12 protein-coding genes and 1 pseudogene are annotated in these 16,320 nt (G+C 56.0%); 7 read left to right on the top strand and 6 right to left on the bottom strand.

Annotated features, from left to right (window positions below; translation table 11 throughout):
• Positions 1 to 185: 185 nt before the first annotated feature.
• The 4 genes from dctP to HUO07_RS02725 all read left to right on the top strand — a co-directional run bounded on the left by dctP (position 186) and on the right by HUO07_RS02725 (position 5,093).
• The gene (dctP, locus tag HUO07_RS02740; RefSeq protein WP_176302292.1) at positions 186 to 1,289 is read left to right on the top strand and encodes a TRAP transporter substrate-binding protein DctP; all 1,104 of its coding nucleotides are present in this window, start codon (positions 186 to 188) and stop codon (positions 1,287 to 1,289) included.
• Between the two features lie 65 nt (positions 1,290 to 1,354).
• The gene (locus HUO07_RS02735) at positions 1,355 to 1,858 is read left to right on the top strand and encodes a TRAP transporter small permease subunit (protein ID WP_101147597.1); all 504 of its coding nucleotides are present in this window, start codon (positions 1,355 to 1,357) and stop codon (positions 1,856 to 1,858) included.
• Positions 1,855 to 3,192: a TRAP transporter large permease gene (locus HUO07_RS02730; protein ID WP_176302291.1), complete on the top strand. Its 1,338-nt coding sequence runs from the start codon at positions 1,855 to 1,857 to the stop codon at positions 3,190 to 3,192. Before HUO07_RS02735 ends, HUO07_RS02730 begins: the two co-directional genes overlap by 4 nt.
• A gap of 215 nt (positions 3,193 to 3,407) precedes the next feature.
• The gene (locus tag HUO07_RS02725; RefSeq protein ID WP_176302290.1) at positions 3,408 to 5,093 is read left to right on the top strand and encodes an ABC transporter permease; all 1,686 of its coding nucleotides are present in this window, start codon (positions 3,408 to 3,410) and stop codon (positions 5,091 to 5,093) included.
• Between the two features lie 7 nt (positions 5,094 to 5,100).
• Here HUO07_RS02725 and HUO07_RS02720 read toward each other — a convergent pair whose 3' ends face one another.
• Positions 5,101 to 6,204, bottom strand: a complete 1,104-nt coding sequence (locus HUO07_RS02720) for an ABC transporter ATP-binding protein (RefSeq protein WP_176302289.1) — start codon at positions 6,202 to 6,204, stop codon at positions 5,101 to 5,103.
• 229 nt (positions 6,205 to 6,433) lie between these two features.
• On the opposite strand from HUO07_RS02720, the gene HUO07_RS02715 reads away from it, so the two are divergent.
• Entirely contained in the window at positions 6,434 to 7,459 is a 1,026-nt protein-coding gene (locus HUO07_RS02715; protein WP_101147601.1) for a Fe(3+) ABC transporter substrate-binding protein, read from the top strand.
• A gap of 79 nt (positions 7,460 to 7,538) precedes the next feature.
• Here HUO07_RS02715 and polA read toward each other — a convergent pair whose 3' ends face one another.
• The gene (gene polA, locus HUO07_RS02710; RefSeq protein ID WP_176302288.1) at positions 7,539 to 10,328 is read right to left on the bottom strand and encodes a DNA polymerase I; all 2,790 of its coding nucleotides are present in this window, start codon (positions 10,326 to 10,328) and stop codon (positions 7,539 to 7,541) included.
• 196 nt (positions 10,329 to 10,524) lie between these two features.
• On the opposite strand from polA, the gene HUO07_RS02705 reads away from it, so the two are divergent.
• The gene (locus tag HUO07_RS02705) at positions 10,525 to 11,484 is read left to right on the top strand and encodes a homoserine kinase (RefSeq protein WP_176302287.1); all 960 of its coding nucleotides are present in this window, start codon (positions 10,525 to 10,527) and stop codon (positions 11,482 to 11,484) included.
• Complete coding sequence (gene speA, locus HUO07_RS02700) at positions 11,481 to 13,421, top strand: biosynthetic arginine decarboxylase (RefSeq protein WP_176302286.1); 1,941 nt, start codon at positions 11,481 to 11,483, stop codon at positions 13,419 to 13,421. Before HUO07_RS02705 ends, speA begins: the two co-directional genes overlap by 4 nt.
• A 177-nt stretch (positions 13,422 to 13,598) precedes the next feature.
• Here speA and HUO07_RS02695 read toward each other — a convergent pair whose 3' ends face one another.
• The 4 genes and pseudogenes from HUO07_RS02695 to HUO07_RS02680 all read right to left on the bottom strand — a co-directional run.
• On the bottom strand, positions 13,599 to 14,264 hold the full coding sequence (locus tag HUO07_RS02695; RefSeq protein ID WP_101147605.1) for a fumarylacetoacetate hydrolase family protein: 666 nt from the start codon (positions 14,262 to 14,264) through the stop codon (positions 13,599 to 13,601).
• Positions 14,265 to 14,382: 118 nt separating this feature from the next.
• Complete coding sequence (gene thpD, locus HUO07_RS02690; RefSeq protein ID WP_176302285.1) at positions 14,383 to 15,396, bottom strand: ectoine hydroxylase; 1,014 nt, start codon at positions 15,394 to 15,396, stop codon at positions 14,383 to 14,385.
• A gap of 172 nt (positions 15,397 to 15,568) precedes the next feature.
• On the bottom strand, positions 15,569 to 16,183 hold the full coding sequence (locus HUO07_RS02685) for a hypothetical protein (RefSeq protein WP_176302284.1): 615 nt from the start codon (positions 16,181 to 16,183) through the stop codon (positions 15,569 to 15,571).
• A gap of 28 nt (positions 16,184 to 16,211) precedes the next feature.
• Positions 16,212 to 16,320 (bottom strand): annotated as a pseudogene (locus HUO07_RS02680) (IS630-like element ISHsp2 family transposase); the annotation flags it as partial.

Raw genomic sequence — 16,320 nt, 5'->3', positions numbered from 1 at the left:
TTAAGAAACTATGGAAGAGCTTTCTTACATTACTGATATTGCGCTGCAGCGGGGTTGGTGTGCTAGTTTAGCTCTGTAGCGCTTAAATTACCTTGTTTACGTAAACGTAACGCTGTAGCACTGCACTTTCCTGACTTCAGGTATCCAACACTAACAACGTCACACGCCAAACCAGGAAACACACCATGAAAAAAACGACCAAATTTGCCCTCACTGGCCTTGCAGCTGGTGTTGCTTTCGCAGCCTTTGCGACCACTGCTCAAGCACAAGAAGAGTGGACGATGACCTCTACCTGGCCAGAGAATCTTGATCTTATCAAGATCGACCAGCACTGGGTGGAGCTGGTCAATAAGCTGGCGGGCGAAGAACTACAAATTAATTTCCGCGCGGGCGGCACGCTAATGCCCGGCACCGAAGTCTTTGACGCCACAGAAACGGGCAGCATCGAAGCCGCAGGCGACTGGCCGGGCTACTGGGCCGGCTTGAATCCCGCCTTTTCGCCACTGGCCACCACCACCAGCCTGTTCAATGGCGTTGACTACCTTAACTGGATTCAGCAGTGGGGTGGCCGCGAGCTGTACGAAGAGATCTACGGCCAGTTCAACATGGTGTATCTGCCCTACGGCATTACCAACAATGAATCGGGCTTTATGGGCCGCACCCCGATCGAAAGCATTGCCGATTTAGAAGGCAAGCGTCTGCGCCTTTCGGGTCGTGACCAGGGCCGCGTGCTTGAAGAGCTGGGCGGCTCCCAGGTCACTCTGGCAGGTGGTGAAGTCTACCAAGCCATTGAACGCGGCGTTATCGATGCGGGTGAGTTTTCAACCCCCGGTGTTGATTTTAACGCCGGTTTTGCCGAAGTGGCTGACTACTGGGCCACGCCGGGCTGGCACCAGTCGGCCAGCGTATTTGGCGTAATGATCAATAAAGATGCGTGGGACGCTCTCTCAGAAGAGACCCAAGAAACCCTGCGTATCGCGGCGGACGCCACCATGGCATGGTCGCTAGCCTGGTCTGAACGCCAGTCCACCGAAGCCACGCAGAAGTTTATTGACGCCGGTGTCACGATCAATCAGTTCTCTGAAGAGGACTTGGCGCGCATTCAGGAAGTTACCAACGACGTGATTCTGCGCGGTGCTTGCGAAGACCCCGACCACGCCAAGGTTTACCAATCCATGATTGCCTACCTTGAGCACTACGCGACATGGCGCGATGTTTCCGCGCCTTACAACATGAGCCGCGTGATGGATAATCTGCCCTCACTGGAAGAGATCGAAGTCTGCCTGTAAGGCGCTTCTGTGCCGCCTCGGTTTTTACCGGGGCGGTTTTTTTGTGCTGACCGCGGAGATCTTCCATGAATGCGATTGCCAAGGCGATCGATGCTATCAATGAAGCTTTTGGGCGCATCATCGCGCCATTGATTGCCATCATTACCCTGATTGTTCTTTACGACATTGCGTCACGCTTTCTGTTTGGGCGCCCTAGCGACTGGGCGTTTGACGTGACCAAAATGCTGTTTGGCGCCCACTTTATGCTGATGGCGGCTTACGGACTCCGCCACCATGCCCACGTGGAAGTCGACGTATTGAAACGGCTGCTATCGCGTAGGAAGCAAGCCGTGCTTGAAGTGCTCGGTTATCTAATTTTCTTTGTGCCGTTTATCTGGATGCTGATCACCCTGGGCTGGAGCTTTTTTGAACGCGCGTGGAGCCGCGGTGAAACCACTTATGGCATGGTTTCTATCCCGGTCTACCCGATTAAAGGCGTAATTGTGGTCGCCGCTATCCTGATTCTGCTACAGGCAATTGCCATTGTGCTGCGTGCCATCATGCAGCTTCGCGAGGAGACATCAGCATGAACCTAAGTCCTGAAATGCTCACGCTGGTGATGTTTGGCGGCCTGATGGTGGGCCTGTTTATGGGCCATCCGCTGGCATTTGTGCTGGGTGGTGTCGCGGTTATCGGCGCTTTTCTCGGCCTGGGCGAGCGTATCCTCGGCACCCTGATTAACAATATTTTCGGTAACGCCATGGACAACTATGTCCTGGTGGCGATACCGCTGTTCATTTTGATGGCGCGGTTCTTAAACGACTCCGGCGTCACCGAGAAGATGTTTGATGCCATGCGGCTATTGCTGGCGAATCTGCGCGGCGGCCTGGCTCTTACCGTGGTCATCGTGTCGGTGCTGCTCGCCGCCACCACTGGTATTGTCGGTGCCTCAATTGCCGTCATGGGGATGATCGCCCTGGTGCCGATGCTCAAGTATGGCTACAACAAAGAACTGAGCGCGGGCGTCATTATGGCCAGCGGTTGTCTGGGCATTCTGATTCCGCCCAGCATTATGCTGATCCTGATGGCAAGCTATTCGCCGGTATCGGTTGGCGCACTGTTTGCGGGCGCGCTGATTCCCGGTCTGCTGCTTGGTGTTATGTATGCGCTCTACGTATTGATCATCTGCTATCTCAAGCCCCACTACGGCCCCAAGGTGCCAGCGGAAGAGCGTGCCGAAGTCAGCACCAAACAGTTGCTGATCATGCTGGCCAAATACGTGGTTCCACCCATGTCGTTGATTCTAGGTGTGCTGGGTGCGCTGTTTACCGGTATCGCCACGGCGACCGAGGCCTCGGCCATCGGCGTGTTTATCGCGTTCATTCTGTTTTTGATTTTTGGTGATCGCAAAATAAGCACCTGCTTCTGGACGATGATAGAAGCCGGCAAAACCACCACCATGGTCATGCTGGTATTAGTCGGCGCCACCGCCTTTACCGGAGTGTTCTCCCGCGGCGGCGGCATGACCGTGATCAGCGAGTTGGTGCTGGCGATGCCTGGTGGCACGGTGGGCGCGCTGATCCTAATGCTGTTCTTGGTGTTCGTGCTGGGTATGTTCCTGGACTGGACCGGCATCGTACTGCTGAGCTTTCCGATCATGCTGCCCATCGTCGAAACCATGGGCGTCGATATGCTCTGGTTCGTAGTGATGGTAGCAGTAATATTACAGACCTCGTTCCTCACCCCGCCCTTTGGCTATGCACTGTTCTACCTGAAAGGCGTGGCGCCACCTGGGGTAGAAATCGTCGATCTGTACAAAGCGGTCGTGCCCTTCGTGGCGTTGATTGTACTGGCGTGTACGTTGATGGCGTTCTTCCCTTGGCTGATTACCGGTCTGCCTAGAATGATGTTAGGTGGTTACTAAGCCGCCCTACCTTAAAGTGTAACGTTCAACCATTACAGCCCGCTTCGGCGGGCTTGTTTTTGCATTGACGACTGGCCTGCAAAGCTGCAGTAGAACAGCGCCAATGCTACTATTCACGCCCGCCAGTGATTCGCATTAGATGTTTGCTGCGCTACTTTCCGGCTTTCCACTATTGCTTTCCACTTTTGTTTTCCACCAATGCAAGGAGTGTTCGCTTGTTCAGATCCAGCTATCGCGGGCTATCCGCCGCCACCTCTTCGCTTCGCCGTCGTGCCAGCCCCTGGTCGATAGCCTTGATCGCGGTGGCGTTCGTGGTTGCCTTGCCAGTGCTGGTGGTGTTTGCCCATATCGCGATGCCTACCGATGGCGTATGGCAGCACCTGGCTAGCACGGTGCTGGGTCGCTACCTGAACAATACGTTCTGGCTGGTGGTGATCGTGGGCCTCGGCACGTTGGTTATCGGCACCGGCACCGCCTGGCTGGTGGTGATGTGTCGCTTTCCCGGCAAACGGTTGTTCGAGTGGGGGCTGCTGCTGCCCCTGGCAGTGCCTACCTATGTCATCGCTTATGCCTATACCGACTTCCTCCAATTCGCTGGCCCGCTCCAGAGTCTGCTACGCGAGACGTTTGGCTGGGAGTATGGCGACTATTACTTTCCCAATGTGCGCTCGCTGGGCGGCGCGGCAACGGTCATTACCCTGGTGCTTTACCCCTACGTCTACCTGCTGGCTCGCGCCTCATTCCTGGAGCAGTCGGTATGTGTACTGGATGTGGGCCGCACGCTTGGCCGCGGCCCTTGGCGGCTGTTTGCCAGCGTCGCCGTACCGCTGGCTCGTCCGGCGCTGGTGGGCGGAGTGTCACTGGTATTGATGGAGACACTGAACGAGTTTGGCGCCGTGCAGTTCTTTGGCGTCGATACCTTTACTACCGGCATTTACCGCACCTGGTTCGGCATGGGCGAACAAATCGCGGCGGCGCAACTGGCAGCGTGTCTACTAACTTTCGTGATTGTTTTAGTGCTGCTGGAGCGCTGGTCGCGGGGCAAGCGCCGCTATTTCCATACCACCAACCGCTATCAGCAACTGCCTGAGTATGCGCTGCACGGCTGGCGCGCCGTGGCGGCGACGCTTGCGTGCCTGCTACCGGTGCTGGTGGGCTTCTTACTGCCCAGCGGTATTTTGCTTAATTTAGCGCTGCAGGGGGGCGATTCGCTGTGGGGCTCGCGCTTTATCGGCTACGCCTGGAACAGCCTGGGATTGGCAACCGTCGCTGCGCTAATCGCCGTGGGCTTGGCAGTTGTGCTGAGCTATGGCGTGCGCATGCACGATACGACGTTTGCACGGGTGGCTTCCAGGGTCGCCTCCATGGGCTACGCCATACCCGGCTCGGTCGTTGCAGTGGGTATTCTGATTCCGTTTACCTGGCTGGATAACGCGCTGAATACCTGGCTGAATAATCACTACGGCTACATTATCGGCCTGGTGTTCAGTGGTTCGGCGTTTATTCTGCTGTACGCCTATGTGGTGCGCTTTTTGGCTGTCTCGTTCAATGCGGTTGAAGCCAGCTTGGGCAAGGTAACGCCGAGCATGGATGCCGCCTCACGCACCCTAGGCCAGACGGCAGGTGGCACGCTGCGCCATATTCATACGCCGATGATGCGTAGCAGCCTGCTGGCGGCAGGGATTCTGGTCTTTGTCGACGTGATGAAGGAGCTGCCAGCCACGATCATTCTGCGCCCCTTCAACTTCGACACGCTGGCGGTGCGGGCACACAATTTGGCCTCTGACGAGCGGCTGGCCGAGGCATCTACATCGTCACTGGCGATTGTGGTTGTCGGCATCCTGCCGGTGATTCTGCTTAGCATGGCCATGCGACGTTCGCGCCCCGGCGCTAACTCCTGACGAAACCCTAGGTAGAGAGCGGAAAAACAAACACCTGGGAAAGGTCGAGGTGAATATCCACCGGCTGCCCCTCCGCGGGTAGAAATACCCCAGGTACACGGGCGTGCAGGTGGGCTTCAAGGCCATTCTCGCCATGGGCACACAGGTGCAATAGGCTAGTGCGCCCCAGCAGCTTCGCCATGACCACATGGCTATGGCGATGAGCATCCGCCGGCAGGTCGCGCTCCACAATACGCAGTGCCTCGGGGCGAATCATTACCTGAGCATCACTGCCTTCAGCTAGTCCCACCGCAGGCACCCGCCCTACCGGCGTGCTCACCATGCCGTTGTGCACCTTACCCTGCAGCTCATTCACATCGCCGAAAAAGGTCACCACAAAGGGGTCTTGCGGCGCGCAGTAAAGCTCTCGCGGCGTTCCTGTCTGCACGATTCGCCCATCGCGCATCAGCGCGATGCGGTCTGCCATGAACATGGCTTCTTCAGGGTCATGGGTCACCAGCAGCGTCGCCGCACCGACCTTTTTCAATACGTGCAGCGTATCGTCGCGGATACGGTCGCGCAGGCGCGCGTCCAGGCTTGAGAAGGGTTCATCCAACAGCATTAGACGCGGTGACGGCGCCAGCGCACGCGCCAGAGCCACCCGCTGCTGCTGGCCGCCCGAGAGCATGTGGGGGTAGACATCGACATACCCAGCCATGCCCAGTTGTTCGAGCAGTTGCTTGGCCCGCTCGCGGCGCTGACCGGAGGCCAAGTGCTTAAGCCCAAAGGTGACGTTTTCCAGCACGGTGAGATGGGGGAACAGCGCCGAGTCTTGAAACGCTAGCCCTACATTGCGCTTTTCCGGCGGCATGTGGCGCTGGTCCGGCGCAGCAATCGTAATATCTTCCAGCGCTACGCTGCCCTCTTGCAGTACTTCCAGCCCCGCTGCAATGCGCAGCAGCGTGGTCTTGCCGCACCCGGAGGGGCCCAGCAGGCAAACCACTTCACCCGGTGCAACGCTTAAATCCACCCCTTTGACAACCGCATGGCCGTCATAGGCATGGCACACATTGTGAAGGGACAACGCCGTTGTACTGGGCACCACCGGGGCGACCTTGAGGGTTGCTGTCATATATCACCACTGTTAATTAACACGGTTCAGGTACGCAAACCGCGCCTGTCAAAACCTAAACGCGGATTCAATACGTTTGAAAGTTGTTTGCATTCTATTTTTTATTCACTGGTTATGCACGTAACACCTTTTACGTAGACGCTAACCCTTGACGTCAGACAGCCAAAACGCTTCAATAACGATGTTAATAATGCAACTTATTATCATTCAACAAATAAGGATGTGCTTGATGAAAACTGTACGCTTTGTTGCTCCAATGGCAGCGATGATGGTAGGCGCTACGTTTGCTGGTCAGGTCGCTGCAGATGAACTCAACCTCTACTCCGCGCGCCACTATGACTCTGACGAACGTCTCTACGATGCGTTCACCGAAGAGACCGGCATCGAAGTCAACATCCTGGAAGGCGACTCCGACCAGTTGATCGAGCGCATTCAGCGCGAAGGCGTGGCAAGCCCCGCAGATGTGATGCTTACCGTCGATGCAGGCCGTCTGTGGCGCGCGGAAGACGAAGGCATCTTCCAGAGCGTCGAGTCCGATGTGCTTAATGAGCGCCTGCCCGAAGCCATGCGCCACCCTGACGGCCTGTGGTTTGGCTTTAGCCAGCGCGCCCGGGCGATTTATTACAACCGCGAAAACTTCGACCCTAGCCAGATTACCAGCTACGAAGATCTTGCCGACCCGCAGTTTGAAGGCAAGGTGTGCATCCGCTCGTCCAATAACATTTACAACCAGTCACTGCTGGCGGCCATGATTGAGCACCACGGCGCAGAGGGTGCTGAAGAGTGGGCCCAGGGCGTGGTGAATAATATGGCGCGCGACCCGGAAGGTGGTGATACCGACCAAATTCTGGGTGTGGCCAGCGGCGAGTGCGATATCGCGGTCGCGAACCACTATTACTATGTGCGCCTGCTGAAATCGGACGACGATGCCGAGCGCGAAGCCGCCCGCAAAGTGGGGATCATCTTCCCCAACCAGGATGACCGCGGCACCCACGTGAACGTAGGCGGCGCCGGGGTTGTGGAAGGCGCGCCTAACCGTGAAAACGCGGTCCGCTTCCTTGAGTACCTAGCCTCAGACACCGCTCAGGAGATCTTTGCTTCCGGCAACAATGAGTTTCCGGTGGTGGAAGGCGTGAAGAAAGACCCGGTGCTGGAATCCTGGGGCAACTTCAAAACGGACGACGTTAACATCAGCGTACTGGGTACCAATAACCCTGAAGCTATCCGCATCTTTGATCGCGTCGGCTGGCGTTAAGCCTAACCAGCCCGATTAGCCCAACCCCGTAGCCACTGGCTGCGGGGTTTTCGTTTATGGCAATAGTTACACTGGGGCGTTAGTGGGCTTCATCCCAGTTGGCACCGCTCTCCGCTTCGACAATCAGTGGCACTTTTAGCGCAGCTGCGCCCTGCATGCGTGTTTGCACCTGCTTGATAAACGCCTCGACCTGCTTCTCCGCCACTTCAAACACCAGTTCATCGTGCACCTGCATCACCATCAGTGCGTCGAACTCGCCCTCTTCCAGCCACGCATCCACGTTGATCATCGCTTGCTTGATGATATCGGCAGCCGTGCCCTGCATCGGCGCGTTAATGGCGGTACGCTCGGCGCCTTGGCGACGGTTGCGGTTCTGCGACTGAATCTCCGGCAGGTAAAGCCGCCGACCTAGCACGGTTTCAACAAAGCCATCTTCAGCTGCCTGAGAGCGGATGCGCTCCATGTAGCGGGCCACACCAGGGTAGCGATCAAAGTAGCGATCTATGTAGGTCTGGGCCTGATTACGTTCGATACGCAGTTGGCGCGCCAGTCCCCAGGCGCTCATGCCGTAAATCAAGCCAAAGTTGATCGCCTTGGCGCTGCGTCGCTGGTCGCCGGAGACTTTTTCAAGGGAGGTACCGAAGACTTCCGCCGCGGTAGCGGTGTGGATATCGCGCCCTTCGGCAAACGCCTCCAGCAGGCCTTTATCTTCGGAAAGATGCGCCATAATGCGCAGCTCGATCTGCGAGTAGTCGGCGGCGACAATGCGGTAGCCGGGGCGGGCGATAAACGCCTGACGAATTTTGCGCCCCTCTTCGGTACGAATAGGGATGTTCTGCAAGTTCGGGTCTGATGACGACAGCCGCCCGGTGGCGGTAACCGCCTGGTGGTAGCTGGTGTGCACCCGGCCTGTGGCTTTATTGAGCAGCCGCGGCAGTTTATCGGTGTAGGTGGATTTAAGCTTGGCAAGGCCACGGTGCTGCATGATGACCTTGGGCAGCGGGTAATCCAGCGCCAACTCTTCCAGCACCCCTTCAGCGGTGGAGGGCGCGCCTTTAGGCGTTTTCTTGAGTACCGGAATCTTCTGCTCTTCAAACAGAATCTCCCCCAGCTGCTTGGGCGAGCCCAGGTTGAATTCACGCCCGGCGAGCTCAAAGGCCTCGCGCTCCAGTTCGCGAATACGCTGTTCCAGCTGCTGGCTCTGTTCGTGAAGGCGCTCGGCGTCCACGGCCACGCCGTTACGCTCAATGCGCGAGAGCACCTTGATCAACGGCAGCTCGATATGATCCAGCACTTCCGCCAAGCGCCCTTCGTTTTCGACCTGAGGGCGCAGGGTTTGTTGCAGTCGTAGGGTGATATCGACATCTTCGCAGGCATAAGGCACGGCTTGTTCCAGGGCAATCTGATTAAACGTCAGTTGCTTGGCGCCTTTGCCGGCGATGTCTTCAAAGGAGATGGTCTTTTCGCCCAGATACTTCAGCGCCAGCGAATCCATATCATGGCGCGTGGCGGTGGAGTTGAGCACATAGGATGCCAGCATGGTGTCGGCAAACGGGCCGACGACAGCGATCTCATAGTTCGCCAGCACCGAAATATCGTACTTGAGGTTTTGACCAATCTTGGTTTTGGTTGGGTCTTCCAACAGTGGTTTTAGCGCGGCTAGCACTGCTTTACGGTCAAGCTGCTGGGGGGCATCCAGGTAATCGTGGCCAACCGGAATATAAGCAGCCTTCCCCGCTTCCAGCGACACGCCGATGCCGACAATTTCCGCATCCATGTAGTTGAGGCTGGTGGTTTCAAGGTCGAAGCAGAAGCGCTCGGCACCATGTAGCCGTTCTAGCCAGCGCTCAAATTCCGCTTGTTCGAGAATGACGTGATCTTCGCGAGCAGCCCCTTTAGCAACGGCGCTCGAACCCTCGGCATCGCTCTCTGCCACGTCAGCGCTGGCGGGCGCAGGCTCGCCGCCTTTAACGTCATCGACGCCTTCGTCTTTGCCTTCCAGCAGTTCACCCAACCACTGACGGAACTCCATCTCTTTATACAGCGTCACTAGCGCTTCGCGGTCTGGATGAGCGATATCCAGGTCATCCAGGCCCACCGGCAGATCGCAGTCTATCTTGATGGTCGCCAGCCGATAGGAGAGAAACGCCTGATCGCGATGCTCTTCAAGCTTCTTGGGCAAGGTTTTCGCCCCGCGGAAGGTGAGCGTTTTTACCCGCTCTAAATCGCTATAAATAGTATCCAGCCCGCCGCCCATCCCTTGCAGCAGTCCAATGGCGGTCTTTTCACCCACGCCGGGTACGCCGGGTATATTATCGACCTTGTCGCCCGTCAAGGCGAGAAAATCGATTATCAGCGCAGGCGGCAGGCCGAATTTTTCCTCCACACCCGCTTCGTCAAGCGTTTCATTCTTCATGGTGTTGACCAGCGTGATGTGGGCATTGACCAGTTGCGCCATGTCCTTATCGCCAGTAGAGATCACCGCATCGCGCCCTGCCTGGGTCGCGTGATGCGCCAGGGTGCCAATCACATCGTCTGCCTCGACGCCTTCAACGCATAGCAGCGGCAGGCCCAGCGCCTTAACACAGGCGTGCAGCGGTGCTATCTGACTACGCAGGTCATCCGGCATCGGCGGGCGATGCGCTTTGTAGTCGCTGTACATGTCATCGCGGAAGGTTTTGCCCGGGGCATCGAATACCACCGCCATCGGGCTTTGCGGGTAATCCTTGATCAGCCGTTTGAGCATGTTCAACACGCCCTTCACCGCGCCGGTAGGCTGACCATTAGAGGTCGTAAGCGGCGGCAGCGCGTGAAACGCACGATAAAGGTAAGAGGAGCCATCGACGAGAACGATCGGAGCGCGAGCCATAACCAAGTTCCATTGTTGAAAAAGTGCTGAAGAGTGTGTCGAAAAGAGTACTGAAAATAGTTGTTCACATAATACGCGTTGCGCGGGCTGACTGCAGGGCCAAACTGGCACTGCCACATTTACAGTGACAACAACGCTGCCAACTGGGCTACCAAGCCGCTACAATAATGGGCTTAGCAACCTGGGCGAGACATTCATGGCTGTATTCACCCCGCTTAGCGACGCACAGGTCGCCGCGTTCTTAGAAAAATTTGATGTTGGCAGCTTCGTTTCCCTGCAGGGAGTGGCGGGCGGCACAGAAAATTCGACATTTTTTGTGACCACTGACCGTCGCGAGCTGGTTTTGACCCTGTTCGAACAGGGCGAGCATGCAGAGCTGCCGTTCTTTGTGGAACTGCTGGACTATTTAGACGAGCACCGTCTGCCGGTGCCCGGCACGATTCATGACCGCGAAGGCGTTGCCCTGCACAGCCTGGAAGGTAAACCGGCGCTGTTGTTTCCGCGCCTGCCCGGCCGTCATCCGGAAGCGCCCAACCTGGCGCAGTGCCACGCCCTGGGCGATACCCTGGGCCGCCTGCACGTGGTCTCAAAACGCTTTCCCGGCCACCGCCCGAACCCGCGGGATCTCAACTGGCTGCATGTAATGCACCACAAGGTGCTGAGCTATCTAAGCCCGGCAGATCAAACCTTGATGAAGGATCAAGTCGACGATTTTGAGGGCGCCTTTATACAGCACGATGAACTGCCGCAAGGCGCTCTGCACGGAGACCTTTTCCGCGACAATACCCTCTTTGAGGGTGATCAGTTGGGCGGTATTATCGACTTTTATAACGGTTGCACCGGCGACCTGCTGTTCGACTTGGCGATTGTGATCAACGACTGGGCTTCCAACGACGACGGCACGCTTAACGCAGAGCGCTACGGCACGCTATTGAGCGCCTATCTGGCACGCCGACCATTAACGAGAGATGAGCGCGAGCTATGGCCCACGATGCTGCGCATGACAGCGCTGCGCTATTGGTTATCGCGCCTGCTGGTGGTTTACGTTGACCCGCCAGCGCATGATTTAACGCCCCACGACCCGGAGCGTTTCCGTACTATTTTAACGGCGCGCATCGCCCACGGTGCGCTGCCGCTGCCTGAGGTAACTGCATGAGTGTGACGGCCACAACTAGCCCTGCGCTGCGCGCTCGGCGCACCTGGAATATCGATCAGTGGGGCAGCGGCTACTTTGATGTCGATGACCACGGCCAAGCCCTGGTCCGCCCGCTGGGTAGCGATGCAGAAGGCCCGGCGCTGCCGCTGAGTGGGCTGGTGCGTCAACTACAAAGCGCTGGGCTACGCCTCCCGGTGCTGGTTCGCTTTAGCGATATTCTCCATGACCGGGTCGAACAGCTGTGCGGCGCCTTTGATGCCGCCATGAGTGATTGCGACTATCAAGGTGGTTACACCGCCGTTTACCCCATCAAAGTGAACCAGCAGCGCCGCGTAGTGGAAGAGATTCTGGCCACCGCCGAGCGCGGGAGTGGCCGCGTGGGGCTGGAAGCGGGCAGCAAACCGGAACTACTGGCGGTGCTGGCGCTTTCCGATGGCGGCTCCTCGCTGATTGTTTGTAATGGCTACAAAGACCGCGAGTACGTGCGCCTGGCGCTGCTGGGGGAGAAGCTCGGCCATAAGGTCTATTTGGTGGTCGAGAAGCTCTCCGAGCTGCAGATGATCCTGGAAGAGGCCCGCGAGCTCGACGTTACCCCGCGTATTGGCCTGCGCGCCCGCCTTGCCTCGGTGGGCAAAGGTAAATGGCAGAATACCGGCGGTGAAAAATCCAAGTTCGGGCTGACCGCCAGCCAAATTCTCGAGGTGGTAGACACCCTTCGTCGTGAGGACGCGCTGGAAAGTTTGCAGTTGGTGCACTTCCACTTGGGCTCCCAGATCGCCAATATTCGCGATATTCAGCGTGGTCTGCGCGAGTGTGCCCGCTTCTATCAAAACCTGATGCAGCTGGGCGCGCCCATCGATACCGTGGACGTAGGCGGCGGCTTAGGAATTGACTACGAAGGCACCCGCTCGCGCAGCTTCTGCTCGGCCAACTACTCGATGCGCGAATACGCGCGCAACGTCGTTAATGCCTTTGCCCAGCTATGCCAAGAGGCCGACCTGCCCCAGCCCCATCTCATCAGTGAATCCGGCCGTGCGCTAACCGCCCACCACGCGGTGCTGATCACCAACGTGATTGGCGAAGAGCGTATTGATGACACGCCGCCTGATCGCTATTCCCTAGGAGAGGGCCAAGAAGAGAGCCAGGAAGATGCCCAAGTAGAGCTTCTCTGGCGGGTATTTGAGCAGTTGGCAACGCACCAAGAGCCACGCATGCTAGTGGAAGCCTGGCACGACCTGCTTCAGGCAGTAAGCGAACTGCAGGATCGTTTTGTGATGGGCCTGAGTGACATTACCGCCCGCGCGGAAGGCGAACGCGTCTACATGGCTGCCTGCGCACGGCTGCGTACCCAGCTTGACACCCGCAACCGCGCCCACCGTGAAATTATGGATGAGCTAGCGGAGAAGCTGGCCGACAAGCTGTTCGTCAACTTCTCGCTGTTCCAGTCGGTGCCTGACGTGTGGGGCATTGAGCAGATATTTCCGGTGCTGCCCCTCAGCGGACTGGATCAAGCGCCAACGCGCCGAGCAGTGATTCAGGATATTACCTGCGACTCCGATGGCCGCATCGACAGCTATGTCGATGGCCAGGGCGTAGAGAGCACCCTGCCACTGCCCGAGTGGGCATCTGATGACGAGCGTTGGTTAGGGTTCTTTCTGGTAGGCGCCTATCAGGAAATTCTTGGCGATCTGCACAACCTGTTTGGCGATACCGACTCTGTCGATGCCGCGCTTAATGCCGACGGCGAGTGGACGCTCTCCAACCCGCTGGCGGGTGACTCAGTGGCGCAAGTGCTCGCCTACGTCAACTTCAATGCCAACGTCCTTAAGCAAAAGCTCACCGACCAGTTAGCCGCCAGCGGCTTTACGGCCGATGAACAAGCCCGATTTGCGGCAAGCTTAAGCGAAGGGCTAGAAGGCTACACGTATCTTGAGTAATGCGGCTTGAGCCACTTGGCCCTGTAGCGGACATTGGCTGCGAACGTTTTTGTCGGCTAAAATAAGAAACGCCACCCTGAATTTGCGGGGTGGCGTTTTCTTTGATCGTCACAATTTACAATAACCTTGGTGATGGCGTACTCAACATATACCTCAATGGGCTCGCCACTCTTTTAACTACTCGACTACGCTGGTTTCAATTTCCAAACCACCGGTCAAGGTTAAGCGCAGTGACGAGCCGCGTACGAGTTTTCCAACGCCTGAGGGCGTACCGGTCAAAATGACATCACCCGGTTCGAGGGTAAAGTGGCGGCTCATTTCGGCCACCAGGGACGGGATAGCAAAAATCATATCAGCCCCCTCGCCGTGCTGGCGCTCTTCACCGTCAATTTCAAGCGTGAAAGCCAGCGCATTCCAATTGGGTACCCGACTTAAAGGCAAAAACGACGAAAGCGGGCAGGCGCCATCAAAGGCTTTGGCGATTTCCCAAGGATGGCCCTTCTCTTTAAGCGTCGTCTGCACATCACGTAGGGTTAAATCCATCGCCAAGCCGATACCGACAATCGCCCGCTCGGCTTCATCCATCGTGGCATGGGTTAAGGTTTCGCCCACTAACAGAGCAAGCTCTGCTTCATAATGAACATCACCCCGTGAAAACGGCGGATCTAAGGGCTTGCTTAGATCCACGACGCTGGTAGCCGGTTTAATAAATAGCAACGGCTCTGTAGGAACTGGATTATCCAACTCTTTCGCATGGTCGGCATAATTGCGGCCGATGCAGACAACTTTGCCCAACGCGTGGGGAAACTCCTGGCCATCGGTGAACTGTAGAACAAAACGCATGGCGGGTATTCTCCTTCTCATTATGCGTGCCGCATTCGCAACGACAGGCGCAACAGTTTACCCCACCTAGACGAAGGTTCCACAACCTTCAGCCATCAATTTGTTCCCCCACCACTCGTTAGCGATACTGCTGCGCCTGTTGGTCAAGGCTGTGAGCCAAGAAGTCAGGGCGCTGCTTAGCTGCCGCATAGGGCGCATCGCAACGATTATCGCGACGATTAAAAACAAAGAACACGTTGCTACGTGGGTCAGGCGAAAGATTGGCATTCGACGCATGTAGCGTATTGCAATCGAACAGCAGCAAGCCGCCCGCTTTACCCTTCGGCGCTTCAATGCCGTGTTCAGCCACTAGCTCGGTTAGCGCTTCAGGGCTTGGGACGCCCACTTCCTGCGCTTTCAGCGAGCTTTTGTGGTTATCCTCCGGCGTTTCCCCCAGGCACGGCACAAACTTGTTGTGTGAACCGGGAATCAACATTAACGGCCCATTGAACTCGTGGTTGTCGGTCAAGATCAACGAAGCACTCACCGCGTGCATCGCCGGCATGCCATCTTCCGCGTGCCAAGTTTCAAAATCGGAGTGCCAGTTAAACCCCTTACCGGCAAACCCTGGCTTATAGTTGATCCGCGACTGATGCACGTAGGGGTCGTCGCCAATAATTTGACGCGCAGCGCCCGCTACTCGCTCGTCGCTGGCCAGTTCACCCAAGCGTTCAGAGAGGAAATGCACCGCAAAGAGTGAGCGGATTTCCTGGCTTTCTGGCTCTGTCACGCTGAAATCTTTATTGCGGTACTCATCGTTACTCATCAGCGCCGTCATTTCTTGACGCAGCTCATCCAGCTCCGCGCCTTCAATGAGGTTGGGAATAAACAGAAACCCTTTGCGCTCAAACTCATCAAGCTGCGCTTGGCTTAAGGGGCCGGAAAGCTGGCGACCTTTCACGACCGCATCTTGTCGCGGCAGCCAGGTTCTCTCAGGCGTATTGGTTAAGCGCGACGGGTAGGCATCCTGTACCTGTTCGCTTTGAACCTGTTTGCTTTGAACCTTTGTACGCTGAACATTAGGTGTATCGGCCATTTCGCTATATTGCTTATGGGCGTTTACCGCATTTAGCGGTGTGCTTTTGACTGTCATCTAATCCACTCCTTGTATGATTAGGTTTCAGATCGAATGATGTTACTGGGGATAGCGTAGACAAACAAAATCAGCATGCAAGGGTTAATAACGCTTTTCATAACGTGTGTTATGTGAAAAAAATTGAAGCTTCCTTTATATGCGCTTATCTGCGCTAGTTAAACCTTCTACGTTAGCTAAACCCTGGGTAATCTTCTCTCTCCTGCTTTAAGGTTCGCATTAGTTTTTTCCGCTCATGAACAGTAGACCAAGAGGTTGTATTCCAACTTAACGGGTTAAAAAAAACGCCTACTGACGATTTAAAAAACTTAAAATGCCTGGAAGCGCCTAACAACCTCTTATCGGCTCCATGAAAAAAGACAACGAAAACATTAACGACGTCACCCGGTTCAATTTGAATGACGTCTTGTTCAGTTTTTTCTTTCTCCTTTGAAAGACAAGGGTAAAATATACCGCCCACCTCTAGCTTGACACAGCTTCCAGGAAGAATAGTGCCTTGATATTCCCACTTATCGATACCGTCAACTTCTTTTTTAAAAAGCCCTTCTCCATGTAAATCATCAAGATTGTAAACTTTTTTATTCTCACCGCACTCAATACTAAAAAACACATTTCTTATATAAACGGGATCAGCCGCCATATTCGTAAATGCAAGCTTCATACTGCTACAATCGTAGCCTTCCGTATGAATGATAAAACGAGCTCGCCGCTGGCGCTTAAACGTTAGAAAAAATAGCTGGGCAAAAACCACCCAGATTAAAAAAGTGCCTATCTCAACAAACGCCATCACCAATTCGTAATAATTCTCTAAGTGCCTATTCAAAATTAATCGCGTGATCAGTTCCGTAACCACCGAGTAAGCGGTGTACCTCTTCATGTAGACGTTCAAACGAGAGATAGGCACTCAAGGGCAGCCAGGTGTAC

The sequence above is a fragment of the Vreelandella maris genome (genome assembly GCF_013371085.1).
GTDB classification, from domain to species: Bacteria; Pseudomonadota; Gammaproteobacteria; order Pseudomonadales; family Halomonadaceae; genus Vreelandella; species Vreelandella maris.
This window is presented reverse-complemented; position numbering and strand designations above follow the sequence as displayed.